Source organism: Shinella sp. (assembly GCF_049651085.1).
GTDB lineage: Bacteria > Pseudomonadota > Alphaproteobacteria > Rhizobiales > Rhizobiaceae > Shinella.
Genome location: NZ_JBASBL010000011.1, coordinates 47997 through 72411 on the forward strand (window position 1 = coordinate 47997; position 24415 = coordinate 72411).

A 24415-nucleotide genomic window follows, 5' to 3' on the forward strand; every position below is an offset into this window, starting at 1 on the left:
CCGCACCATGACAAAAGCGAAAATTGCGAACGGGGTCATGCCCCGTCCGCATGAAGCACGTCAGGGCACTTCCTTGGCGATCCAGGCGCGAAAGGCCTGGCTCAACGGGTTCTCCAGCTTTCCTTCCGGCACAACGAGATAATAGCTGTTCTCGGTCTCCATCGGCCGGTCGAAGACGACGGCGAGGCGGCCGCTCGCAAGCTCCTGCTCGATGAGATATTTCGGCAGAAGCGCGAAACCGAGCCCGGCGACGGCCGACTCGATCACCATGGAAAACTGGTCGAAGCTGTGGCCGCGATAGGCCGTGTCCGCCGAGGCACCGCTCAGCTCGAACCATTGCGCCCAGAGCTTCGGACGCGTCGCAAGATGCAGCAGCGGCGCCCTTTCGAGGTCTCTCGGCTCGCTCAGGTTCCAGGATGCGAGCAGGTCCGGGCTTGCGGCGGGCAGGATGACCTCGCTGCACAGATAGGTGCAGGCCGCCCGCGCCCAGACCGGCTGGCCATAATGGATCGCGAGATCGAAATTCTCCTCGTCGAAATCGAAGGGAGCCGAGCGCGAGGCAATGTTGATGATCGTGCCGGGATTTTCCGCAAGGAAACCGGGAATGCGCGGCGTCAGCCAGCGGCTGCCGAAGGTCGGCAGGGTCGCAATGGCGAGGCTGTGCTCGGAGGAGGCCGACGCCATGGCGCGCAGCATGGTCTCTTCCGTCTGGTGCAGCAGCTTGCGCACCTCCGGCAGGAAGCGGCGTCCATCGTCGGACAGGACGACGCGCTGGCGCACGCGCTCGAACAGCAGCACGCCAAGCTGCTCCTCCAGATCCTTGATCTGACGGCTGACGGCGCTCTGGGTGAGGCTAAGCTCATGCGCCGCCTGCGTGAAGCTGCCATGGCGGGCAGCGCATTCGAACGCCTGCAGCGTGGTGACGTCCGGGATCAGCCTTCGACTGAGCTTCATTCATTCCTCGCATCAACATAGTCAAAACAGTCGCAATCGCTCAAGAAAATGATGCGGTATTATCCGTTTTGAGAATGAACAGGGCCTCCCACCCTTGTAAGATGAGACCGCTTCCCATGAAAGCAAATTCGTATGTCTCCGCCGACAGGATCCGCTCGGATTTTTCCGCGGCCATGTCCGCCATGTATCGCGAGGAAGTTCCGGCCTACGGCACGCTGATGGCGCTGGTCGCAAGCGTGAATGACGAAACGCTTGCCGCCGATCCGCACCTGAAGGCGCGCCTCGAAGCGACCGACACGCTCGACCGGATCTCCGAAGAGCGCCACGGCGCCATCCGCCTCGGCACGCCGGAAGAGCTTTCCATGATGCGCCGCGTCTTCGCGGTCATGGGCATGTATCCGGTCGGCTACTACGATCTTTCGACGGCGGGCGTGCCGGTGCATTCCACCGCCTTCCGCCCGGTCGGCGCGCAAAGCCTCAACCGCAACCCGTTCCGCGTTTTCACGTCTCTGCTGCGCCTCGACCTTATCGCCGATGCGGCGCTGCGTGCCGAGGCTGCGGAGGTTCTCGCGGCCCGCAAGATCTTCACGGATGAAGCCGTGACCCTCGTCGAGAAGGCCGAGCGCAACGGCGGCCTGGATACGGTCGATGCCGCCCGCTTCGTCGCGCAGGTGCTCGAAACCTTCCGCTGGCACGATCACGCCATCGTCAGCACCGACATGTACAAGCGCCTGCACGATGCGCACCGCCTGATCGCCGATGTCGTCTCGTTCAAGGGGCCGCATATCAACCATCTTACACCGCGCACGCTGGACATCGACAAGGTTCAGGCGCGCATGCCGCAAGAAGGCATCGCCCCGAAGGCCGTGGTCGAAGGCCCGCCGACCCGCACCTGCCCGATCCTGCTGCGCCAGACGTCGTTCAAGTCGCTGGAAGAGCCCGTTTCCTTCATCGCCGCGGACGGCAGCTGGCAGGAGGGATCGCACACCGCCCGTTTCGGGGAGATCGAGCAGCGCGGCGTGGCGCTGACGCCGAAGGGCCGTGCACTCTACGACCAGCTTTTGAACGAGACCCGTGTCCGCGTGCGCCCGGCCGCCGACGGCTCCAATGCCGGCGAATACGAAGCCGTGCTCACCGATGTCTTCAAGACTTTCCCGGATGACTGGGACGGCATCCGCCAGGCGCGCCTCGGCTATTTCCGCTATTCCCTCACGGAAAAGGGCAGCCGCGTCACCGGCCGCAGCGCCGATCTCGAAACGGCCATAGAAGCCGGGCTCATCCAGTTCGACCCGATCGTCTATGAAGACTTCCTGCCGGTCAGCGCCGCGGGCATCTTCCAGTCGAACCTCGGCGACGACGCGGCGCAGGACTTCGTCGCCAGCCCGAACCAGGTGATGTTCGAGCGCGACCTCGGCGCTTCGGTTCTCGACGAATTCGCCCACTATGCCGGGATCGAGCGCGCATCGCTTGAAATGTGTCTCGGCATCGTCAACATGGCGGTCGCAGCGGAGTGACGGACAGGGAATGATCGAGGCAAGCCATATTGCAGCACTGAAGAGCCTCGCCGGCGAGAAGGGTCTTCTTACCGAGCCCGCCGACATGGCCGCCTATGAGACGGGCGCGCGCTACGACAAGGGCCGCGCAGCCTTCGTCGCCCGCCCCGTTTCGACCGCGCAGGTTTCCGCGCTCGTCGGCTATTGCGTGAAGAACGGCATCGCCCTCGTGCCGCAATCCGGCAATACCGGCCTCGTCTCCGGCTCGACGCCGGACGACAGCGGCCGGCAGGGCATCCTGAGCCTCGACCGCCTCACCGCGCCGTTCGAGCTTGACCGGGTCAACCGTACCGTCAGGGCGGGCGCGGGCCTGCGCCTTTCCGATCTCAACGGCAAGCTGGAGGAGAGCGGCCTGTTCTTCCCCATCGATCTTGGCGCCGATCCGCGCCTTGGCGGCATGATCGCGACGAATACCGGCGGCTCGCGCTTCCTGCGCTACGGCGACGTGCGCCGCAACACCTTGGGCCTCACGGTCGTGCTCGCCGACGAGGCAGGCACCGTGCTCGACCTTTCCTCGAGCCTTCGCAAGAACAATACCGGCGTAGACTGGAAGCAGCTCTTCATCGGCACCGCCGGCGCCTTCGGCATCGTCACCGAATGCGTGCTGAATCTCGAGCCTGCACCAAGGCAATCCGCGACCGCCCTGCTCGTGCCGTCCTCGGCCGAACAGGTCTCGACGCTGCTCGTCGCCATGGAAGATGCGCTCGGCAGCTACCTTTCCGCCTTCGAGGGCATGTCCGGCGGTGCGATCACTGCCGCGCTCGACCATGTCCCGTCGCTGCGCAATCCCTTCCAGGGCGGCATCGTACCGGATTTCTTGATCCTTGCGGAAATCTCCCGCTCCAACCTGCCGCGCGAGGGTGAGCAGCCGCTCGATGCGGTGCTGGAAGAGGTGCTGGCCGCGATCTGGGAGCAGGAAGACGCACCGCTTGCCGACGCCTTTATCGGCCCGCCGCACGAGATCTGGGCGCTGCGCCATGCGCTGTCGGAGGGCGTGAAGCATAGCGGACGATTGATCGCCTTCGATTTGTCCTTCCGCCGGGGCGACATCATGCCTTTCCTTGCCCATATGAAGGCGGAGATACCCGATCACTTCGAGGACGTGACGATCTGCGATTTCGGCCATATCGGCGATGGCGGCGTGCACTTCAATCTCGTCGTCGCGAAGGACGATCCGCGGCTTTCCGATCCCGATTTCGAGGCGGACCTGCGCGACTGGGTCTTCACGGTGGCGGTCGAGCAGTTCGATGGCAGCTTCAGCGCGGAACACGCGATCGGCCGCAAGAACCAGACCTTCTACGACAAATACACCCCGCAAGAGCTGCGCAAGCTGGCGGCCGGGTTGAAAACCATCACCTCGCCGGGTCCGCTCGGCGCCATCACATTCTGACCAGACAACAGGGAGACACTCCATGACGACCGTCGACGTGAAAAAGGAAACCGAAGCCCTTCTCGACAAGCTGGGCGTCGCACGCAGCGCCTGGCAGGGTGGCGACATGGCCTCCTACAGCCCCGTCAGCGGCGAGGAGATCGGCAGGCTGAAGACGATTTCGGCGGCTGACGCCGGCAAGGCCATCGAAGCCGCGCATGAAGCCTTCAAGGAATGGCGCCTCGTGCCCGCGCCGAAGCGCGGCGAACTCGTGCGCCTGCTCGGCGAGGAGCTGCGCGCCGCCAAGGCCGATCTCGGCCGCCTCGTCTCGATCGAAGCCGGCAAGATCACCTCCGAAGGCCTCGGCGAAGTGCAGGAAATGATCGACATCTGCGATTTCGCCGTCGGTCTCTCCCGCCAGCTCTACGGCCTGACGATCGCCACCGAGCGCCCCGGCCACCGCATGATGGAAACCTGGCATCCGCTCGGCGTCGTCGGCATCATCTCCGCCTTCAACTTCCCGGTTGCCGTCTGGTCGTGGAATGCGGCGCTGGCGCTTGTCGCCGGCAATTCCATCATCTGGAAGCCCTCTGAAAAGACCCCGCTGACCGCCCTTGCATCGCAAGCGATCTTCGAGCGCGCCCTCGCCCGCTTCGGCGATGCCCCGGCGAACCTGTCGCAGGTCTTCATCGGCGACCGCGCCATCGGCGAGGTCCTCGTCGACCACAACAAGATCGCGCTCGTCTCGGCCACCGGCTCCACCCGCATGGGCAAGGAAGTCGGCCCGCGCCTTGCCAAGCGCTTTGCCCGCTCGATCCTCGAGCTTGGCGGCAACAATGCCGGCATCGTCTGCCCGTCCGCCGACCTCGACATGGCGCTGCGCGCCATCGCCTTCGGCGCCATGGGCACCGCCGGCCAGCGCTGCACGACGCTGCGCCGCCTCTTCGTGCACGACAGCGTCTACGACCAGCTCGTTCCGCGCCTGAAGAAGGCCTATACGAGCGTTTCCGTCGGCAACCCGCTGGAAACCTCCGCCCTCGTCGGCCCGCTCGTCGACAAGCAGGCCTTCGACGGCATGCAGAAGGCACTTTCGGCAGCCAAGGCGGAAGGCGGTTCGGTCACGGGCGGCGAACGTGTCGCGGAAGCCGGCAAGGACACGGCCTACTATGTGAAGCCCGCCATCGTCGAAATGCCGAAGCAGGCCGGCCCGGTTCTCGAAGAGACCTTTGCGCCGATCCTCTACGTCATGAAGTATTCCGACTTCGACAAGGCGCTGGAAGACCACAATGCGGTTGCCGCCGGTCTTTCCTCGTCAATCTTCACCCTCAACGTCCAGGAAGCCGAGCGCTTCCTGTCGGTCGACGGCTCGGACTGCGGCATCGCCAATGTCAACATCGGCACCTCGGGCGCTGAAATCGGCGGTGCGTTCGGCGGCGAGAAGGAAACCGGCGGCGGCCGCGAATCCGGCTCGGACGCCTGGAAGGCCTATATGCGCCGCGCCACCAACACGGTGAACTACTCGAAGGCCCTGCCGCTCGCCCAGGGCGTCTCCTTCGATATCGAGTAGGCAGCCATGGATAGCCAATCCAAAATCGAGGAGGCGGGCTTCACGCCCGCCTCGCGGATCGCCGCCATCGGCGTTTCAAGGATCCTGCAGATCGGCGCACGCGCCTCTGCGATGAAGAAGGACGGCCTGCCGGTCATCATCCTCGGCGCCGGCGAGCCTGATTTCGACACGCCGGACAACGTCAAGGCCGCCGCCAAGGCCGCCATCGACCGCGGCGACACCAAATACACCGCACTCGACGGCACGCCGGAGCTGAAGAAGGCGATCTCGGAAAAATTCCGCCGCGAGAACAATGTCGACTACGCAATCGACGAAGTTACCGTCGCGACGGGCGCAAAGCAGATCCTCTTCAACGCCTTCATGGCTACGGTCAATCCGGGCGACGAGGTGATCATCCCGACGCCCTACTGGACCTCCTATTCCGACATCGTGGAAATCTGCGGCGGCGTGCCGGTGCTGATCCCCTGCGACGCGGAAGCCGGTTTTCGCCTGAAGGCCGAGCAGCTGGAACAGGCGATCACGCCGAAGACGCGCTGGGTGCTGTTCAATTCGCCGTCCAACCCCTCGGGCGCGGCCTACAGCAAAGCCGACTACAGGCCGCTGCTCGACGTGCTGCTCAACCATCCGCATGTCTGGCTGATGGTCGACGACATGTATGAGCATATCGTCTATGACGGCTTCAAGTTCGTGACCCCGGTCGCCATCGAACCGCGCCTGAAAAGCCGCGCGCTGACGATCAACGGTGTCTCGAAGGCCTATGCGATGACCGGCTGGCGCATCGGCTATGCCGGCGGCCCGAAGGCGTTGATCAAGGCCATGGCGGTGATCCAGAGCCAGGCGACCTCCTGCCCGTCCTCCGTCAGCCAGGCGGCTTCCGTCGAAGCCCTCAACGGCCCACAGGACTTCCTGAAGGAGCGCCAGGCAAGCTTCAAGCACCGCCGCGATCTCGTCGTCTCGGCGCTGAACGCCATCCCCGGCCTTGTCTGCCGCACGCCGGAAGGCGCGTTCTACACCTTTGCCGGCTGTGCGGGCGTGATCGGTAAGATGACGCCGAAGGGCAGGCGTATCGAAGCCGACAGCGACTTTACGGATTATCTCCTGGAAGACGCCCACGTCGCCGTCGTCCCCGGCTCGGCCTTCGGCCTCTCGCCCTATTTCCGCATCTCCTACGCCACGTCGGAAGCGGAACTGACGGAGGCCCTGAAGCGCATCGCGGCGGCCTGCGCGCAGCTTTCCTGAGCCCGCCCGCCTTCGATCCTCCGGAGCCCGCCGCAGCCAGCCTGCGGCGGGTTTTCGTTGACCCGGCCCCTGGGGCCGGCCTCATAAAACGGCGGTGAACGACAGGGAGGTGATTCGTGCGCAAGTCTGCTCTTCATCTGACTGCCGCCGAGGCGGCAAGGGAGCTCGGCATTTCGGCAAAGGCTCTCCGGCTCTACGAGCGCCATGGCCTGCTGGCCCCGCTGCGCACCGCTGCCGGCTGGAGGATATACGGTCAAAACGAGATGGCCCGCGCCAGGGACATCGTCGCCCTGCGCCGGCTGGATATGGGCCTTTCTCAGATCAAGCACGTTCTTTCGGGCGACGGGGACGACCTGAAGGCCGCGCTTGCAAGGCATCAGGCGGGCCTCGAACGCCGGCTCGACCGGATCGCGGAGACCGTTCAATCCGTCGAGATGGCGCGGGAGAACCTGATGGCGAAGGCGGCCAGGGCTGTTTCGCTGGAATTGCCCTGGCCGTGGGGCGGCGAGCGGTTCTCGCTGCCCGCCCTGACGCCCATCACCTACATCACAGGTCCCCTCGGCAGCGGCAAGACCCGGCTGGCGCGCGCGATTGCCGAAGCCGTTCCGAATGCCGCCTTTATCGGGCTGGAGCGGCTGGACGACGGCAGCGCCATGGCGGCCGATGCGCGGATTGAAGCGCACCTTCGGCTGCTTGCCGCGCAGGGCGCGGGCTCCTCACCCGCCCTGACGGCGCTGGTTGTTGCCGTGGAGCGCTCGGCGGCAGCCATCCTTGTCGTCGACATGGTGGAGCAGGGACTGGACCAGGCCACGCAGCAGGCGCTGCGGCGTTATCTGCGGTCACGGCCGTTTGACGACCGGCCGCTCTTGCTGCTGACACGCTCCTCTTCGATCCTCGACCTTGCCGATATCAGCGCGGATGAAAGCATCCTCTACTGCCCCGCCAACCACGATACGCCCATGGCTGTAGTACCCCGGAAGGGTGCACGGGGATATGAGGCGGTCGCCATGTGTCTGGCGACGCCTGCCGTCCGGTCGCGCACGGAGGGCTTGGTGGCCTGCCGGCCGAGTGCGGCCTGATCCGCAAAGAAAAGCGGCCTCGCGAGAGGCCCCATTTTTATTGGTTCGCGCCTTTTGGCGTTCTTCTCTTCCCCGCGGCTTGGGCCACGATGCGAAAACGCCCCGGTGTTGGCCGGGGCGTCGAAGGATTGGCGAAAATCAGGCGGCGCGGGCGCCGTGATTTTCCTGGGCGTAGTAGTGGCCGAAGCGGTTGGCGAGGAAGGCGTCGAGAGCGATTTCTTCCTGGCGCACGAAGCCTTCGGCGCGCAGCGAGCCGTCTGCCAGCATGTCGAGCACGGCGCAGATCGAGCCGGCCGTCGTGATCTGGATGGCCGAATGCAGGGCGCCTGCGACCGGCGCGCTGTAGACCTTGTTGGCGTAGGTTTCCTGGATCAGGCGGCCATTCTTGCGGCCCGAAACCGTCACGAAGATGATGACGACGTCCTGCGTGGTGGTCGGCAGGGCATTTTCGAAAATGTCCTTGAGGACTTCGCGGCGATGGCGCAGGCCAAGGTCGTTGAGCAGCGCCTTCATGATGGCGACGTGACCCGGATAGCGGATCGTGCGGTAGTTGAGTGTGCGGACCTTGCCCTTCAGCGTTTCGCAGAGCGTGCCGAGGCCGCCGGAGGTGTTGAAGGCCTCATAGGTTACGCCGTCGAGCGAGAATTCCTCGCGCTCTTCGAGTGCCGGAACCTCGATCAGCGCACCTTCCACGATGGCTTCGCAGGGCTCGATATACTCGTTGATGACGCCGTCCGTGCTCCAGGTGAGGTTGTAGTTGAGGGCGTTGGACGGATACTGCGGCAGGGCGCCGACGCGCATGCGCACGCTTTCGAGCGAATCGAAGCGGCTGGCCAGATCATTGGCGACGATGGAGATGAAGCCCGGCGCAAGACCACACTGCGGAATGAAGGCCGTCTTGGCGTTCGCGGCGATGCGCTTGACCTGGCGGGTGGATTCGACGTCTTCGGTCAGGTCGAGATAGTGCACGCCGGCAGCCGCAGCGGCCTCCGCGATGGCGACCGTCAGATGATAGGGCGCAGCGGACAACACGGCGAACTTGCCGGTCAGCAGGGCCTTCATGGCGGCCGCATCGGCGATGTCGACGACAACCGTCGAAACGGCGGCGTGGACCTCGATGGCTGCAAGCTGCTCGTCCGAACGGTCCGCGACGGTGACGCGATAGTCCCCGCAGTGAGCCAGCATGCGGGCGATGGTCGAGCCGATCTTGCCTGCGCCGATGACGACGATGTCCTTCATTTGATTTCCCTCTGGCATGAACTGATGCGCTTATTTTGAGGGCAGGCACTGTCGATTTAAAGCGCCATATCTGGCATAATGCTTCATCGATATCGGCAGAACGACGGCAACTATGAGCATTTCGACGCTAGGCGCCAAAGACCGCGAGCTCCTCGCCATTCTCAGCGAGAACGCCCGCGAACAGACGGCCACCATCGCCCGCAGGCTGGGGCTTTCGCGCACCACCGTGCAGGCCAAGATCGATCGGCTGGAACGGGACGGGGTGATCGCCGGCTACGGCGTCAAGCTTTCCGATGCCTATGAGAGCGGCATGGTGAAGGCGCATGTGCTGATCACCATCGCGCCGAAGACGCTCGCCCGCATCACGACGGAGCTGCACGCCATTTCCGCCGTGCGGACCCTGCATTCGGTAAGCGGCAGTTTCGACCTCATCGCCATCGTGGAGGCGGCATCGATTGCCGAACTCGACCACCTGATCGACCGGATCGGCGAGATCGAGGGCGTGGAGCGCACGCTCTCCTCGATCATCCTGTCGACGCGGATCCGGCGCTAGAAGGAAAGGCCGGCGAAACGCCGGCCTTTGGTTGGTTCAGCCCATGCGCTCGGAGGCGTAGCTGCCCGGGCTCGGCGGGAAGACGATGGTCTTGTTGCCGTTCATGAAGACGCGGTGATGGATGTGAGCGTGCACGGCGCGGGCGAGAACCTGGCTCTCCACGTCGCGGCCGATCGAGACATAGTCCTCCGCCGACTGCGCATGGGTGATGCGCGCCACGTCCTGCTCGATGATCGGGCCTTCGTCGAGATCGGCCGTCACATAGTGCGCCGTCGCGCCGATCAGCTTCACGCCGCGCTCGAAGGCCTGCTTGTAGGGATTGGCCCCCTTGAAGGACGGCAGGAACGAGTGATGGATGTTGATGATGCGGCCGGACATCTTCTGGCAGACGGCATCCGACAGGACCTGCATGTAGCGGGCGAGCACGATCAGCTCGGCGCCGGACTGCTCGACCACTTCCATCAGGCGGGCTTCCGCCTGCGGCTTGTTATCCTTGGTCACCTTGATGTGGTAGAAGGGCAGGTCGTGATTGACGATGACCTTCTGGTAGTCGAAGTGGTTAGAGATGACGCCGACGATGTCGATCGGAAGGGCGCCGATCTTCCAGCGATAGAGCAGATCGTTGAGGCAATGACCGAAGCGCGAGACCATGAGCAGCACCTTCATGCGCTCCTCGCTGTTGTTGAACTGGTAGGTCATGCCGAAGGTCTTGGCGATCGGGGTGAAGCCGGCATTGATGTCCTGCTCCGTCGCGCCGCCTTCGCTGTTGAAGGTCAGCCGCATGAAGAAGAGGCCCGTCTCCAGGTCGTCGAACTGCGAACTGTCGACGATGTTGCAGTCCTTTTCGGCAAGGTAGCCGGTGATCGCGGCGACGATGCCGCGGGTCGATTGGCAGGATACGGTCAGCACATAGCTTTTCATCGGTTCTTTTCTCGCGTTCGGCCGATGCTGCGGGCAAGCACCGGCGATCCCCTTGTCTGCGGCCGCATCTGCGGCATGGCGCATATTTCAGGCCGCTTGCGGCAGCGCAAGCCCCTGTCATGGCGAGAAGCTACGCCTGCTCTTGCAAGGAATCCCTCCGGTTCGCGACATCCAGTGCGTCGAAATTACCACGCCGGCCGGTCAGGGGCGGTGCGGGCCTCGTTTGACCGTCGCAAATGAACCGGCCTGAAAGGTGTCGCCGACCGTTTCTTTCACAAATGCAAGCCCGCAAGCGACGGGCCAAGAATCCGGCTAGACACTATTATGGACACGTGTTCTATAAAGCGGACAAATCGAGGAGGACGCCATGCATCTATCCATGTGGACCTACCCCTGGGACATCCAGGACCAGGGGCTGGAGACGCTTGCCGCCGACCTTGCCGGCCGGGCCGGGCTCAACACGGTCAGCGTGGCGACCTCCTACCATGCCGGCCGCTTCCTGCAGCCGCGCAGCCCGACGCAGAAGGCCTATTTCCCGGAAGACGGCACGGTCTATTTCCGCCCCGACGAAACGCTCTGGCAGGACAGGACGATCCGCCCGCTGATGGCGCAGAACGTTCATGAGCGCGGCGACATGCTGGAAGCACTGACGAAGGCGCGGGCGACGACCGGCCTCAAGGTCTCGTGCTGGACGGTCTGCCTGCACAACAGTCGCCTCGGCATGCTGCATCCCGAGCACGTGACCCGCAACGCCTTCGGCAATGCCAACTACTACAATCTCTGCCCCTCGAGCCCGGCGGCGCGCGACTATGTCGTGACCCTCGTTCGCGACATCACGACGAACCACAAGCCGGACATGCTGGAGCTGGAAAGCCCGAACTTCATGGGCTTCGCGCATGAATACCACCATGAGAAGGACGGCGTCGGCCTCAATGGCGAAGACGACTTCCTGCTCTCGCTCTGCTTCTGCGACCATTGCACCCGGCGCGCGCAAAAGGCCGGCGTGCCGGTGGATGGCGCGCGCAGGACGGTAGCGCGCTTCATCGCCGAACTTTGCGAACGGGCCGTGCCGGAAAGGCAGTTTCCCGATTTCCCGGCGGCCGGCATCGACGCCTTCCGTGATCATCCCGACCTCCACGCCTTCCTCACATGGCGCACGGAACCGGTGACGAGCCTCATCGGCGAGATCAAGGCGGCGGCCGATCCCGACACGCGCATCGTGCTGATCGACCTCAAGGACGCCTGGCTCGGCGGCGTCGATCTCGAAGCCGTCGGTAGGCTCTGCGACGGAGCAATCCTGTGCTGTTACGACATGACGCCGGAAGCGGTCGGCGAGGTCGTGCGCACCGGACGCGCGATCCTCGGCCCCGAAAAATTCCTGGGGCTGGGCCTGCGCGTCTTCTACCCGGAGGTCGACGGGCCGGCGATCCTTGCCGCACGCGTGAAAAACGCCGTCGACGCGGGCATCGACGGCGTGAATTTCTACAATTACGGGCTCATTCCGGCAAAGCGCCTCGACTGGGTGCGCGAGGCGGTCGAGACGATCAACCGCTGATCGGCTCGGCCACCTGGATCAGGCAGTCGCCGGCCTGGCTGTCGCAGTGCAGCCGGTGGGAAATCACGATGCCGCCTTCCGCAAAGCGCAGTTCTTCTTCCGGCTGATCCAGCCGCTCCAGATCGTGATACCAGCCAGCGAGGTCACCTGCGGCAACGCTGGCGCCAAGCGGAACGGCCGGCTCGAACCAGCCGCGCCGGTTCGCATAGATGCCCTGGCTGTGCCGGCAGAGCGAGAGCAGCTGCAGGGCCGGCGGGGTGGGCAATGCCTGCCGCGACAGCACCGGCTTCTCGACGATGCCGAGCGCCAGCAGCAGCCGGTCGATGGCCGCCGCCGTAAACGCCATGCTCTCCGGCGTCACCGTGCCGCCGCCGCCGAACTCGCCGGAAAGACCGATCGTGCCGGCGCGACCCGCCGCTCCCATCGAGGTGGGGGCCGCCGGACCATTGTCGGCGATGAAGGCGTGGCCTGCACCCATCGCCCGCAACAGCTCAACCGAGCGGGTGAAACGGGCGGCATCCGCCTGCCGCTCGATCAGCGTGCAGGCAAGATGCGCCATGGACGTGCCACCCGAATGCAGGTCCAGCACCGCGTCATGGCGGGCAAACAGCTCATGCTCCAGGAAATGCGCCAGCCGCGCCGTCGGCGTGCCCGTGGGGTCGCCGGGGAAGGCGCGGTTGAGATTGCCGCCATCGAAAGGCGAGCAGCGTTTCGCCGCCATCACCGCCGGCAGGTTCGCCATGGGCAGGATGGTGACGGCGCCGCGGATTTTCGTCACGTCGAGCAGGCGCATGAGACGGGCGAGCTGGAGTTCGCCCTCATATTCGTCTCCATGGTTGCCCGCCATCAGCAGAAGGCTCGGCCCTGCGCCGTTCTTCAGGCGCAGGATCGGGATGCGGATCTGGTAATAGGGCGAACGGTCGACCGAATAGGGAATGGCCAGATGGCCTTCCTGCCGGCCTTCAGCGGCGAAATCAATTGGATTGACGAGGCCGCTATGCATGGTCGCAGCACCGGGACGCAGGCGCAGGCCTTGCGGTTTTCCGCCACCTGGCCGACCCCTTCTGGCAACGCTGGATCATGGTGTCCTCCTTCTTCCCTTCGGGACGATTAGCCGAAACTGGTGAGATAGGCCGCCGCGACCCGATGATCCGGATCGAGGCCGTAGAGGATGGCGTGCCGGTCGAGGCAGGTGCAGGGGTGGGAAATGCCGAACTCGACCACATCGCCCACCGCGACATCGCTGTCCTTTGCGATCGCCACGAAGGCATGCTGGTCGTTGAGACGCAACACGTCCGCACCAGCGAGCGCGGCGAGCTGCGAACCATTCCGATAGAGCGCGAGCGGACGCGGCAGGCCCTGATCATTCGCAACATCACGCAGGCCCATGCCGCAGATGGCAAGGCCCGGCTCGGGAAGCGACAGCACCTCGGCCCAGACGCGCAGGGCAGGCTGGAATTCCCGCGCGGCAGAATGAGTCTCGCCCCCGAAGCGGAAGCCGTTGCGGGCATCGAGACCGGCAAGACCGCGCTCATAGACACCGTGGTCATGGAAGAAGATCGCACCGCTGCGCAGCACCAGCCGGCAGGCGGGGTCGTCCGCGACGGCGGCGGAAAGGCCGGCCACCACGCGGTCGAAGAAGACCGAGCCGCCAGCCGTCACGAGGAGCGGCCGTTCCTTGCCGATGCGCGCGCGGACCTGCGGCAAGATGGCCGCCGTCATCTCCACCACACCGTCGATCCGGCGCAGGGTTTCGTCCGCATCCGCCGTCGCGGCAGCGCCCTCGTAGTTGGCAATGCCGGACAACCTGAACGCCGGCGTCTCCGCCGCTAGAATGACGTCGAGTATGGCATTTGCAGCCTCCGCGCTGCGGGCACCGGCGCGGCCGGCACCGAACTCGACCAGCAACCCGAGCGACGGCAGGTCGCTACGCTCGGCCCAGGCCGTGGCGAGGGCTTGGGCAAGGGGAACGGAATCGACGAAGATGTGCACTTCGGCGGCCGGATACCCCGCAAGCAGCGCCGCGAGGCGGCGGGCGGCGGCGATACCGCCGATCTCGTTGGCAAGGATCAGCCGGCGCTGGCCGGCCTTCAGCATCACGGCAGCCTGCCGAATATCGGCGACCGTCGTGCCCCAGCCGCCGGCGGCCAGTAGCGCAGCGGAAAGGGCCGGCGACATCGGCGTCTTGGCATGCGGGGCGATCTCGACGCCATGATCCTTCACATAGGCCATCATGAGCTCGACATTGGCACCGAAGGCCTGCCGGTCGAGCGAGATCAGCGGCAGCGCCATTTTCCCGTCATAGGGCTTCCAGCCCTTGCCGCCGATGGCATCGAGCGGCAGCGGCGCATGGCCCGGCGGAAAACCACGGATGCGGTCGTCGATCATCGGGTTTTCGGTTCCGGTCGTGTGAAGGTCAGACATGGTGTTCTCCCATCCCGAGGCGGTAGGTCTCGTTTGCGGTCGTGAAGAAAAGGGCGCGCTGCTCGTCAAGCGACAGGGGGGCAGCGACGGCGCGGAAGACGGTGTAGGCCTCGTCGAAGGAGGCGTGCAGGCCGGCGACGGGAAAGTCGCTCGCGAACATCGACCGCGCGGGGCCGAAGCAATCCAGGCAATGCTCGATCACCGGACGCAGGCTGTCGAGCGTCCAGTCATTGTCATAGGCGACAAGGTCGGAGATTTTCAGCCGGACATTCGGTTCGCGGCCGAGTGCTGAAAGCCCCGTCCGCCAGAGCGCCATGCCCTCGTCGCTCCGCTCGGCCGGACTGCCGCCGTGGTTGAGCACGAAAATCGTTTCCGGGAAGGACCGTATGAGATGCAACGCCTCGTCCATCTGCCACGGGTAGAGCATGAGGTCGAAGACGAGGCCGAAACGGGAGAGATGGGCAAGCCCCGCCCGCCAGAGGGGATCGGCCATGCGATGCGCACGCGCGGCAAAGCTCTTTGCCGGATCCACATGCCAGCTGACGATGTCGCGGATGCCGACGACATCCGGATTGGCCGCCTCTGCTTCGATGAGGCGCCGGGCATCAGGACTATCGAGCGGCACACGGGCGACATAGCGCCGTGCAACGCCGGAACTGCGGTCGAGGCCACCGAGCCAGCGGCTTTCCTCCAGCGGATGCGCATCGGACCAGCCGGCCTCCACATGCACGGTGGCCACGATGTTCTGGTTCTCCGCGTCAGCACGGTAGTCCTCGACGCCGTAATCCCTGAGGATCGGCGCGAGGCTGCCATAGACCATCTCGCCGCCGGTGGCCCGCGCCCGTTCCAGCCACGGATGGCGGCCAAGCGAAAGGTCCCAGAGATGGTGATGCGGGTCGATGACCGGCCCGCCGTAGCGCACCGTCATCGCCGGGCCTCGCGGCCGGAAATGAGGAGGAGCGCGAGGATCAGCGTGCCGAACATGATGGAACGCCAGCCGGGCGAGGCATTGACCACGGTGATCAGCGCTGTCGTCGTGACGAGCAGGATCGCCCCCGGAATGGTGCCGGCATAGGTGCCGCGCCCGCCGAGGATGGAGGTGCCGCCGAGCACCACGGCGGCAATCGACGTCAACAGATAGGGATCGCCGATACCGACATAGCCCTGCCGGTTCATGCCGAGCACGAGAATACCCGCAACACCCGCGAAAAAGCCGGACAGCGCATAGAGGATCAGCGTGTTGCGCGCGACGCTGACGCCGGAAAGCCGGGCGGCGAGCGGATTGGCGCCGAGCGCGAGGAAGCGCGCGCCGATCGGCATGCGATGGATGAGGAGCAGCACGACGGTCGAGACGGCGACCCACAGGAGGACGCCGGCCGGAATGCCGAGCGGCCGGGCCTGACCCAGGAGGATGACGGCCGGATTGCTGACGGTGACGGCGCTGCCGCCGGCGACGATGACGAGCAGGCCCTGAAGGAAGGTCGCCATGGCGAGCGTCATGATGATCGGCGGCACGCGCAGATAGGCCGCGCCGGCCCCGTTGAGGAAGCCGATACCGGTGGCGATGGCGAGCGCTAGGCCGATGCCGACAAGACCGGTCGGGTCCCAGGCGGGAGACAGGAGCGGCAGGAGGATCGCCGTGACGGTGATGACTGCGCCGACGGACAGGTCGATGCCGCCCATCAGGATGACGAGCGTCTGGCCGGCGGCGGCAATGCCGATGACCGCGGCAAGCTCCAGCAGGTAGCGCAGGTGCCCGTAGGCGCCGAAGCCACGCAGCGTAAGGCTCGCGACGAGCCAGACGAGCGCCACCAGCACAAGGGTCAGCAGCGGCGGATTGCGGAACAGGGATCGTGCAGCGTTCATCGCCTTGCCCTCCATTGTGCAAGCAGTTCCGGCACCGCGACGGCGCCGACGATGATCAGGCCCTGCGCCACATATTGCGCGACCGGCGGGAAGCCGAGGAAGAACATCACATTGATCATGACCGAGAGCAGCAGGCTGCCGCAGATCGCCCCGCGCATCGTGCCCTTGCCGCCGAGAAAACCGACGCCGCCGAGCACGGCTGCGGCAATCGAATTCAGCGTGAAGGGCGTGCCGATAACAGGATCGCCCGAACCGGTCTGCGCCGCGACGAAAAGGCCGGCCAGCGCCGCCAGCAGGCCGGACAGCGCGAAGGACACGATCTTCACCCGCTCGACCGGAACGCCGGAGCGGAAGGCCCCGATGGGATTGTCCCCCGCCGCATAGATGCCGAGACCGAGCGGCGTTGCCAGAAACGCCTTCCAGAAGAGGATGATGACGACGAGCAGCAGGAAGGCGACGGGCGTGTGGCCGGCCAGCGTGTTGGAAAGCCAGTCGGGGATGAACCCGCCCGGCCGCGGCAGGAGGATGAGCGCGACGCCGGTGATGATGAAGGAACCCGCCAGCGTGACGATGATGGCGGGAAGTCGAAGATGCGCCACGATGGCCCCGATGACGGCGCCGATGGCAAGGCCGGTAAAGGCGACCGCGAGGAAGCCGCCCGGCACGCCGAGCATGCCGCCCATCGTGGTCGCGGCGATCACCGCCCCGAGGCTGACGAGCGGCCCGATGGCGAGCGTGATGCCGCCGTTCAGCATCAGCAGCGCCTGCGCCATGGTCACGAGCGCCAGCGGAAACCAGTTCTGCGTGAACTTGGAAAAGCCGCCGACCGACAGGATGCCCGGAAAGAGCACGGCATAGAGGATGAGAAAGGCGACGACGACGAGATAGAGACCGCCGAGGCTGCGATTGCGGCGGCGCTGGATGGCGCCGTAGAGCCAGCCGGAGGACGAAACAGCGCTCATGCGGCCGCTCCCTGATGGTTGATGCCCATGGCCGCACCGACGATGGCTTCTTCGGTGATCGCCGCGCCGGCAAGCCGCGCCGCGACACGCCCCTCGCGCAGCACCACGACGCGGTCGCACAGATGCACGAGTTCCGGCGTATCGGAACTGACGAGGACGATAAGCCGGCCTTCGGCGGCGAAGGCGCGCAGCATATGATAGATTTCGCGCTTGGTCTCGATGTCGACGCCGCGCGTCGGATCGTTGAGCAGGAGCACGGACGGATCGAGCGGCAGCCACTTGGCGAGCGCCACCTTCTGCTGGTTGCCGCCGGACAGCGCCTGTACCGGGCGCGCGACGTCGCCCTTGATGGTCAGCCGGCGTGCAAGCTCGGCAATGAGACCCGTCTCCGCCGCCCGATCCCGGAAACCGCTGCGGGCAAGCCGTCCGAGCGAGGGCAGGATGAGGTTCGAGGCAATGGAATGCGGCAGCACCAGCCCCTCATGCTTGCGGTCGGCCGGCACATAGACGAGACCTGCCGCATTTGCCGCGCCGACATCGGCCGGCAGGTGAGGCTTGCCCGACACTTCAGCCTTCGAGGCCCTTGCGGGAATGGCGCCGTAGAGGCCGAGCAGCAGGTCTTCCTGCCCCTGCCCGACCAGCCCGCCGATACCGACGATCTCGCCGGCGCAGGCGGAAAAGTCGATATCGCGCACGAGCCCTGCGGAAAAACCGTCGACACTGATGGTGAGCGCGCCGGGATCGGCCTGCGGGCGCGGCGGGAAAAGATCACCCGTCTCCCGGCCGACCATGAGGCGCACCAGCCCCTCGCCATCGATGCCCGAGAGCGACTGGTCTGCGGTGACGCCGCCATCCTTCAGCACGGTGACGTGCGAGCAGAGCGCCTGCACCTCGTTGAGGCGGTGGGAAATGTAGAGCAGCGCCGTGCCGCGATCGCGGAGCGTCTCGATGAGGCGGCCGAGAATGCCGGCCTCATGGGCCGAAAGCGAGGAGGTCGGCTCGTCGAGGATGAGCACGCGCGGCTTGCGGTAGAGCGCCTTGGCTATCTCCACCATCTGGCGGCGGCCGAGCGCAAGGTCGGCGACCGGCATGTCGAGCGGTTCTGTGAGGCCCACCATGTCGCAGACCTCACGCACGCCGCGGTGAAGCGCGGCATAGTCTATGAGGCCGAAGCGGCGCGGGAAGGCGCCGAGGCCGATATTCTCGGCGATCGACAGGTTGGCGGTGAGGCTGAGTTCCTGCTGCACCACGGCGATGCCGGCCGCGCGGGCGCTGGCCGGGCTGAAACGCCCAACCGGCTTGCCGTCGACGAGAATGGCGCCGCTATCGGGCTGGAGAGCACCGGAGAGCAGGTTGATCAGCGTGGATTTTCCAGCGCCGTTCTCTCCGAGCAGGGCGTGAACCCTGCCCGGAAGAAGGGCGATATCGACGCCCTTGAGAACGGGATTGCCGAAAAACCCCTTGAACACCTGCCGGGCTTCCAGCAGGGGTTTTGCATCCGTCATGACGGCATCCTTCACGGAGATTACTGGGCAAGCAGCTTGTCGAACAGCGCCTTGTCGTAATCCGAGTAGATGTAGCCATCAGCCGGGAAGTCTGCCGCGCGGGCGAGATAGCCGTCGATCGAGCTGTCGTCGATGACCGGCAGCGGCACCTTGATGAAGGCCGGCACGTCCTTGCCTTCCAGCGCCTGCACGGCCGTATAGACCGAGAGCGCGCCCAGCCAGTTCGGCTGCATGGTCGCCCAGCCCTTCAAGCCCTTTTCCTTCCACAGTTCGAGGAACTGGCGGGCATTCTCGCCGGTGATCGGAACCTGATCGCGGCCCTGACGGTCGAAGGCCATGACGGATCCGGCCGAAATCGCGCCGCCGAGCGAAAGCACGCCGTCGATTTCCGGATTGGCGAAGAGCAGGCTCGTCATCGCTTCCTGAGCAGGCGCGGCGTTGTATTCCGTGTTCGTCTCGGTGATGATTTCGAGGCCCGGATTGGCGTCGAGCACCGGCTGCGCGCCCTTGCGACGGTCATCGCTGACGGAAATACCGGCAGGGCCGTTCATCACGATGATCTTGCCCTTGCCGCCGAGCTGCCCGGCAAGCCACTTGGCTGCGCCCTCACCCCATTCCAGCGAATCCGTATTGATCTTTGCCGTCACCTTGTCAGTGTTGACGAGGCTGTCGAAGTTCACGACGGCGATGCCCTTGTCGCAAGCGTCCGAAATGACGCGGTCGAGCGCGTTGGACGAACCGGCGATGACGACGATGGCGTCAACATTGGCGTCGATCATCGACTGGATGTGCTGGATCTGCGTCTGCGCATTGCCCTGCGCATCCGTGATCATCAGGTCCTTCACGAGACCTGCCTTCTTCAGTTCCTCGACTTCGGCGGCAATGGTGCCTTCGGTCTGCTTCATCCAGGTCGGCACCGAATAGATGTTCGCCCAGCCGACCGTATAGGGCGCCTTGCGATCACCCTTGATGCAGTTGGCGGCTGCGGACGCCGTGCCGGCGGAAAGAGCGAGAAGCGCCGCAGCGGCGGCGGCACCTGCAAGAAGGCGGCAGCGCAGCGAGGCGGACGAGCGGTTTTCAAGATTTGTCATGGTGTTCCCCTTTTGTGTGGCCAGCAGGTACGGGCTTGCCATCCGTCTATGTCCAATATAGTGTGCACATGACCTAAATACCGGACGACGCGATACTATGCCGATTTTCCCGCCTCGCAAGAGGGTGGCGGAAATTTCGTTCGAGCCGATCCGGGACGACCGGATTGACAGACGCGGCGCCCGGCGTGACAAGCAGGCGGAAGACGCGAGACGGGGACCAAAGAGCATGGATGCCATTTCCGACGAAGCAGGCGGCAAGCGCGCCCGGGGGCTCGACCGCGCCTTCGAGATCCTCGATTTCCTTCGCCAGAAGCGACAGGCGCTGAAGCCGAACGAGATCGCCGCGCAAATCGGCGCGCCGCGCTCATCGGTCTACGAGCTGGTGAACCTGTTGCTGCGCAACGGCATCCTGGAATTCACGGGCGGCGATGGCCGCGTCTATCTCGGCCGGAAGCTCTATTTCCTTGGCGCGGCCTACGAGAACCACTTCGATTTCACCCGTGAATGCGAGGCGGCACTGGAGCGGCTGGCCGACGAGACGCGCGAGACGGCGCAGTTCTGCATGCTCGACGGCAACAAATACACGGTCGTGCGGATGCGCGAGGGCGCCCGGCCCTTCCGCATCTCGACGGATATCGGCCAGTCCGTGCCGATCCCGTGGACAGCCTCCGGGCGGCTGCTCGTCGCGCATATGACAAACGAAGAAATCACCGCCTTCATCCCACCGGAGGACTTTCGCCTGCCGAACGGCGAATGGCTCGACCCCGCGGCGTTTCTCGCCCAGGTGCGCCAGGCCGAACAGGAAGGGTTTTTCACCTTCAACAGCATCGTCGACAGTTTTACCCACTGCTTCGCCGTGCCGGTGATGGACGAGGGACACGCCGCCGCCACGCTCTGCCTTGTCGCCCCGCGCGATGACGGGCTCGCCAACCGCGAGCGCTATCTCGACTGCCTGAAAGACGCCGCAGCCGGCCTCAGCCATGCGCCGAAACGGGGCTGATGCCGGCCTACCCGGCCGGACCGGATAGCCAGCGATCGAGCCCGTCTGCGGCAGCGCGGCCCGTCGCAAGGCAGGCCGTCAGCAGGTAGCCGCCGGTCGGCGCCTCCCAGTCGAGCATCTCGCCGGAAACGAAGATACCGGGCAGCACCTTCAGCATGTAGCCGTCATCGATGGCATCGAAGCGGGTGCCGCCGGCCGAGGAAATCGCCTCGGCAATGGGCCTCGGCCGCAGCGGACGGAGCGGCGCCGCCTTGACGGCCCGCGCCAGCGCGTCCGGGTTCAGGCTGGCAGCGTCCGGCAGGCATTCGCGCAGCAACGCCGCCTTGACGCCATCGAGCCCAGCCGCCTTGCGCAGCCGGGTGGAAAGGCTCGCCTTGCTCCCCTGCCGGGCAAAGTCGCCAGCCAGCCGTTCCACAGTCCGCCCGGGCGAAAGATCGAGCGTCAGCGTCGCGGCCCCCTTCCCCTCCAGAGCATCGCGCAAGGCGGCCGCATGGGCATAGACCAGGCTGCCTTCGATACCGGTTTTCGAGACGACGAATTCGCCGGGAATCTCACCGGCGGCGGACCGGGCGGTGACGCCCTTGATCGGCGCACCGGCAAATCTTTCGACGAAGAAGGGCGACCAGTCGACGTCGAAACCGCAATTGGCGGGACGGAAGGGGGCAATGCCGACGCCCTTTTCCGCCAACCCGTCGACCCAGGCGGCATTCGAGCCGAGCCGCGGCCAGCTTGCCCCGCCGAGCGCCAGCAGCACCGCATCGAAGGCCATCGACGCCTCGCCCTCCGGCGTTTCCACCGAGAGGCCGCCCGGCGCAATACCCGTCCAGCGATGGCGCACGCGGATATCGACACCCTGCGCTTCGAGCCGCCCCCGCCAGGCCCGCAGCAATGGCGAAGCCTTCATGACCGTCGGAAACACCCGGCCGGACGAACCGACGAAGGTATCCGTGCCCAGCGCCAGCGCCCAGGCCCGCACGTCGTCCGGCGTGAAGGCATCAAGCGCGGTGCGCAGCCGGTCGTTCGCCGCGCCGAAACGGGCGGCGAAGCGCGCATAGGGTTCGGAATGGGTGATATTGAGACCCGATTTGCCGGCCAGCAGGAATTTCCGACCGATGGTCGGCATCGCCTCCAGCACCGTGACAGCATGGCCGCGCGCCGACAGAACCTCCGCCGCCATCAACCCGGCCGGCCCACCGCCGACAATCCCGATCCGCTTTGTCATCCGCTTCCGCCTTGAAACCTTTTGCCGTCCTCATAAATCGTCTGCGGCAGCTTCGCCAGCGGTGTAAGGTCGCCGCAGGAAACAGGGAGACGGACATGGACATCAAACGCAACGGCGCCAGCCCCTCGACAGTCGGCTCGGCGGACTATTTTACCGGCAAGGTCCGTCTCGACACGCCCTTCAAGGCGGAGGCGCCCGGACGGGCGGGCGGCGCGATCGTCACTTTCGAGCCCGGCGCGCGCACCGCCTGGCACACCCACCCGCTCGGCCAGACCGTCATCGTCACGGCCGGCCTCGGCTGGGCGCAGCGCGACGGCGGGCCGGTCGAGGAAATCCGACCCGGCGACGTCGTCTGGTTTCCGCCCGGCGAAAAGCACTGGCACGGCGCCACCGACAAGACCGCCATGACCCATGTGGCGATTGCCGAATCGGAGAATGGTTCGCCGGTGGACTGGCTGGAACAGGTTTCGGACGACCAGTATCTCGCGAGGTCGCGCTGAATATCCGCCCGATTGCGGCAGGTCAGCCGGGCACGCCCGGCGCCTCATGGCCGGTCTGGGCGACGTATTCGCTATAACCGCCCGGATACTGGTGCACGTCGTCACCGTTGATTTCCAGCACGCGGTTCGACAGCGCGGCGAGGAAGTGGCGGTCGTGCGAAACGAAGAGCATGGTGCCCTCGTAGTCAGCGAGAGCCTTGATCAGCATTTCCTTCGTGTCGAGGTCGAGATGGTTCGTCGGCTCGTCGAGGATCAGGAAATTCGGCGGATCGAACAGCATGGCCGCCATGACGAGCCGCGCCTTCTCGCCGCCCGACAGCACCCGGCACTTCTTCTCGACATCGTCGCCGGAAAAGCCGAAGCAGCCGGCAAGCGTGCGCAGCGGACCCTGGCCGGCGCGCGGAAACTCCGCCTCCAGCCACTCGAACACCGTCAGGTCGCCGTCGAGAAGATCCATCGCATGCTGTGCAAAATAGCCGAGCTTGACGCTGGCCCCGATCGTCACGCTGCCCTCGTCGGGTTTCGTGGCACCGGCAATGAGCTTCAGCAGCGTCGACTTGCCGGCACCATTGACGCCCATCACGCACCAGCGCTCCCGGCGGCGGATCAGGAAGCTGAAATCCTGGTAGATCGACCGGCTGCCATAGGCCTTGTCGACGTTCCTGAGGTTGGCGACATCCTCGCCCGAACGCGGCGCCGGCTGGAATTCGAACATCACGGTCTGACGGCGGCGCGGCGGCTCGACGCGCTCGATCTTGTCGAGCTTCTTCACCCGGCTCTGCACCTGTGCGGCATGGGATGCGCGCGCCTTGAAGCGCTCGATGAACTTGATCTCCTTGGCAAGCATCGCCTGCTGGCGCTCGAACTGCGCCAGCTGCTGCTTCTCGTTCTGCGCGCGCTGCTGCTCGTAGAAGCCATAGTCGCCGGAATAGGTGGTGAGCGAGCCGCCGTCGATCTCGATGATCTTGTTGACGATGCGGTTCATGAACTCGCGGTCGTGCGAGGTCATCAGAAGTGCGCCGTCATAGCCCTTCAGGAACTGTTCGAGCCAGATCAGGCTTTCGAGGTCAAGGTGGTTGCTCGGCTCGTCGAGCAGCATGACGTCCGGCCGCATCAACAGGATGCGGGCAAGTGCCACGCGCATCTTCCAGCCGCCCGAAAGCTTGCCGACATCGCCCTCCATCATCTCTTCGCTGAAGCTGAGACCGGCCAAGACCTCGCGCGCCCGGCTCTCCAGCCCGTAGCCGTCAAGCTCCTCGTAGCGCGCCTGCACCTCGCCGTAGCGCTCGATGATCGCATCCATCTCGTCGAGACGGTCCGGATCGACCATCGCCGCCTCAAGCTCACGCAGTTCCGCCGCGACGGAACTCACCGGCCCCGCCCCGTCCATCACCTCGGTAACGGCGCTGCGCCCTTCCATTTCGCCGACATCCTGGCTGAAATAGCCGATGGAGACGTTCTTCTCGACCGTGACCTGCCCCTCGTCCGGCTGCTCCTGCCCGGTGATCATGCGGAAGAGCGTCGTCTTGCCCGCGCCGTTCGGCCCCACGAGACCGATCTTCTCGCCGCGGTTCAACGCGGCGGCGGCTTCGATAAAGAGGATGCGGTGGCTGTTGGACTTGCTGATATTGTCGATGCGGATCATGGAACGGGGGCCTCGTCGTTGCGCGCCCTATGCCATGATGCGGTGCACCGAGTCCATGCGGCAAGACCGGCGGGTTGCGAATACGGCCCAGAAAATGGTAGGCGAACGCCCAAGAGCGGGCGGCTTTTGCCCCGCAGGGACGCCGCTGCACGCGGCCGTCTGTCAGCAATC

General features: G+C 65.4%; 21 protein-coding genes. 9 read left to right on the forward strand and 12 right to left on the reverse strand.

The features are described from left to right. Positions 1-60: 60 nt before the first annotated feature. The gene (locus WA950_RS07425) at positions 61-954 is read right to left on the reverse strand and encodes a LysR family transcriptional regulator (protein ID WP_424551060.1); all 894 of its coding nucleotides are present in this window, start codon (positions 952-954) and stop codon (positions 61-63) included. Between the two features lie 116 nt (positions 955-1070). Between WA950_RS07425 and hglS the strand changes: the two genes are divergently transcribed. The 5 genes from hglS (at position 1071) to WA950_RS07450 (ending at position 7761) form a co-directional block, all read left to right on the forward strand. Continuing rightward, positions 1071-2468 carry a 2-oxoadipate dioxygenase/decarboxylase HglS gene (gene hglS / locus WA950_RS07430; RefSeq protein WP_424551061.1) on the forward strand — a complete coding sequence of 466 codons (1398 nt, stop codon included), beginning with the start codon at positions 1071-1073 and terminating at the stop codon, positions 2466-2468. A gap of 10 nt (positions 2469-2478) precedes the next feature. Next, the gene (locus WA950_RS07435; RefSeq protein ID WP_424551062.1) at positions 2479-3897 is read left to right on the forward strand and encodes an FAD-binding oxidoreductase; all 1419 of its coding nucleotides are present in this window, start codon (positions 2479-2481) and stop codon (positions 3895-3897) included. A gap of 22 nt (positions 3898-3919) precedes the next feature. Then, positions 3920-5443, forward strand: coding sequence for an aldehyde dehydrogenase family protein (locus tag WA950_RS07440; protein ID WP_424551063.1), 1524 nt, complete (start codon positions 3920-3922; stop codon positions 5441-5443). Between the two features lie 6 nt (positions 5444-5449). Then, on the forward strand, positions 5450-6682 hold the full coding sequence (locus WA950_RS07445; RefSeq protein ID WP_424551064.1) for a pyridoxal phosphate-dependent aminotransferase: 1233 nt from the start codon (positions 5450-5452) through the stop codon (positions 6680-6682). Positions 6683-6798: 116 nt separating this feature from the next. Then, positions 6799-7761, forward strand: coding sequence for a MerR family transcriptional regulator (locus WA950_RS07450; RefSeq protein WP_424551065.1), 963 nt, complete (start codon positions 6799-6801; stop codon positions 7759-7761). Positions 7762-7899: 138 nt separating this feature from the next. Here the strand turns inward: WA950_RS07450 and WA950_RS07455 are convergent, their stop codons facing one another. Continuing rightward, on the reverse strand, positions 7900-9000 hold the full coding sequence (locus WA950_RS07455) for a saccharopine dehydrogenase NADP-binding domain-containing protein (RefSeq protein WP_424551066.1): 1101 nt from the start codon (positions 8998-9000) through the stop codon (positions 7900-7902). Positions 9001-9112: 112 nt separating this feature from the next. On the opposite strand from WA950_RS07455, the gene WA950_RS07460 reads away from it, so the two are divergent. Further along, the gene (locus tag WA950_RS07460) at positions 9113-9553 is read left to right on the forward strand and encodes an Lrp/AsnC family transcriptional regulator (RefSeq protein WP_424551067.1); all 441 of its coding nucleotides are present in this window, start codon (positions 9113-9115) and stop codon (positions 9551-9553) included. A gap of 36 nt (positions 9554-9589) precedes the next feature. Here the strand turns inward: WA950_RS07460 and purU are convergent, their stop codons facing one another. Next, positions 9590-10474 carry a formyltetrahydrofolate deformylase gene (purU, locus tag WA950_RS07465; protein WP_424551068.1) on the reverse strand — a complete coding sequence of 295 codons (885 nt, stop codon included), beginning with the start codon at positions 10472-10474 and terminating at the stop codon, positions 9590-9592. Between the two features lie 367 nt (positions 10475-10841). Between purU and WA950_RS07470 the strand changes: the two genes are divergently transcribed. Next, entirely contained in the window at positions 10842-12029 is a 1188-nt protein-coding gene (locus WA950_RS07470) for a hypothetical protein (RefSeq protein WP_424551069.1), read from the forward strand. Here WA950_RS07470 and WA950_RS07475 read toward each other — a convergent pair. The 7 genes from WA950_RS07475 to WA950_RS07505 all read right to left on the reverse strand — a co-directional run bounded on the left by WA950_RS07475 (position 12019) and on the right by WA950_RS07505 (position 19877). Continuing rightward, on the reverse strand, positions 12019-13032 hold the full coding sequence (locus tag WA950_RS07475; RefSeq protein ID WP_424551070.1) for a succinylglutamate desuccinylase/aspartoacylase family protein: 1014 nt from the start codon (positions 13030-13032) through the stop codon (positions 12019-12021). The genes WA950_RS07470 and WA950_RS07475 overlap by 11 nt on opposite strands. A gap of 107 nt (positions 13033-13139) precedes the next feature. Continuing rightward, positions 13140-14453, reverse strand: a complete 1314-nt coding sequence (locus WA950_RS07480) for an alanine racemase (protein WP_424551071.1) — start codon at positions 14451-14453, stop codon at positions 13140-13142. Next, positions 14446-15381, reverse strand: coding sequence for an amidohydrolase family protein (locus WA950_RS07485; protein ID WP_424551072.1), 936 nt, complete (start codon positions 15379-15381; stop codon positions 14446-14448). Before WA950_RS07485 ends, WA950_RS07480 begins: the two co-directional genes overlap by 8 nt. Further along, positions 15378-16319: an ABC transporter permease gene (locus tag WA950_RS07490; RefSeq protein ID WP_424551073.1), complete on the reverse strand. Its 942-nt coding sequence runs from the start codon at positions 16317-16319 to the stop codon at positions 15378-15380. Before WA950_RS07490 ends, WA950_RS07485 begins: the two co-directional genes overlap by 4 nt. Continuing rightward, entirely contained in the window at positions 16316-17281 is a 966-nt protein-coding gene (locus tag WA950_RS07495) for an ABC transporter permease (protein WP_424551074.1), read from the reverse strand. Before WA950_RS07495 ends, WA950_RS07490 begins: the two co-directional genes overlap by 4 nt. Continuing rightward, the gene (locus WA950_RS07500) at positions 17278-18786 is read right to left on the reverse strand and encodes a sugar ABC transporter ATP-binding protein (protein ID WP_424551075.1); all 1509 of its coding nucleotides are present in this window, start codon (positions 18784-18786) and stop codon (positions 17278-17280) included. The genes WA950_RS07495 and WA950_RS07500 overlap by 4 nt, the downstream gene beginning before the upstream one ends. A gap of 20 nt (positions 18787-18806) precedes the next feature. Continuing rightward, positions 18807-19877: an ABC transporter substrate-binding protein gene (locus WA950_RS07505; RefSeq protein ID WP_424551076.1), complete on the reverse strand. Its 1071-nt coding sequence runs from the start codon at positions 19875-19877 to the stop codon at positions 18807-18809. Between the two features lie 226 nt (positions 19878-20103). Between WA950_RS07505 and WA950_RS07510 the strand changes: the two genes are divergently transcribed. Then, positions 20104-20877, forward strand: a complete 774-nt coding sequence (locus WA950_RS07510; RefSeq protein WP_424551077.1) for an IclR family transcriptional regulator — start codon at positions 20104-20106, stop codon at positions 20875-20877. A gap of 7 nt (positions 20878-20884) precedes the next feature. Here WA950_RS07510 and WA950_RS07515 read toward each other — a convergent pair whose 3' ends face one another. Next, positions 20885-22099 carry a TIGR03862 family flavoprotein gene (locus WA950_RS07515; protein ID WP_424551078.1) on the reverse strand — a complete coding sequence of 405 codons (1215 nt, stop codon included), beginning with the start codon at positions 22097-22099 and terminating at the stop codon, positions 20885-20887. Positions 22100-22194: 95 nt separating this feature from the next. Between WA950_RS07515 and WA950_RS07520 the strand changes: the two genes are divergently transcribed. Then, positions 22195-22599, forward strand: coding sequence for a (R)-mandelonitrile lyase (locus WA950_RS07520; RefSeq protein ID WP_424551079.1), 405 nt, complete (start codon positions 22195-22197; stop codon positions 22597-22599). A gap of 22 nt (positions 22600-22621) precedes the next feature. On the opposite strand, the gene WA950_RS07525 is transcribed toward WA950_RS07520, so the two are convergent. After that, positions 22622-24244, reverse strand: coding sequence for an ABC-F family ATP-binding cassette domain-containing protein (locus WA950_RS07525; RefSeq protein ID WP_424551080.1), 1623 nt, complete (start codon positions 24242-24244; stop codon positions 22622-22624). Positions 24245-24415: the final 171 nt, after the last annotated feature.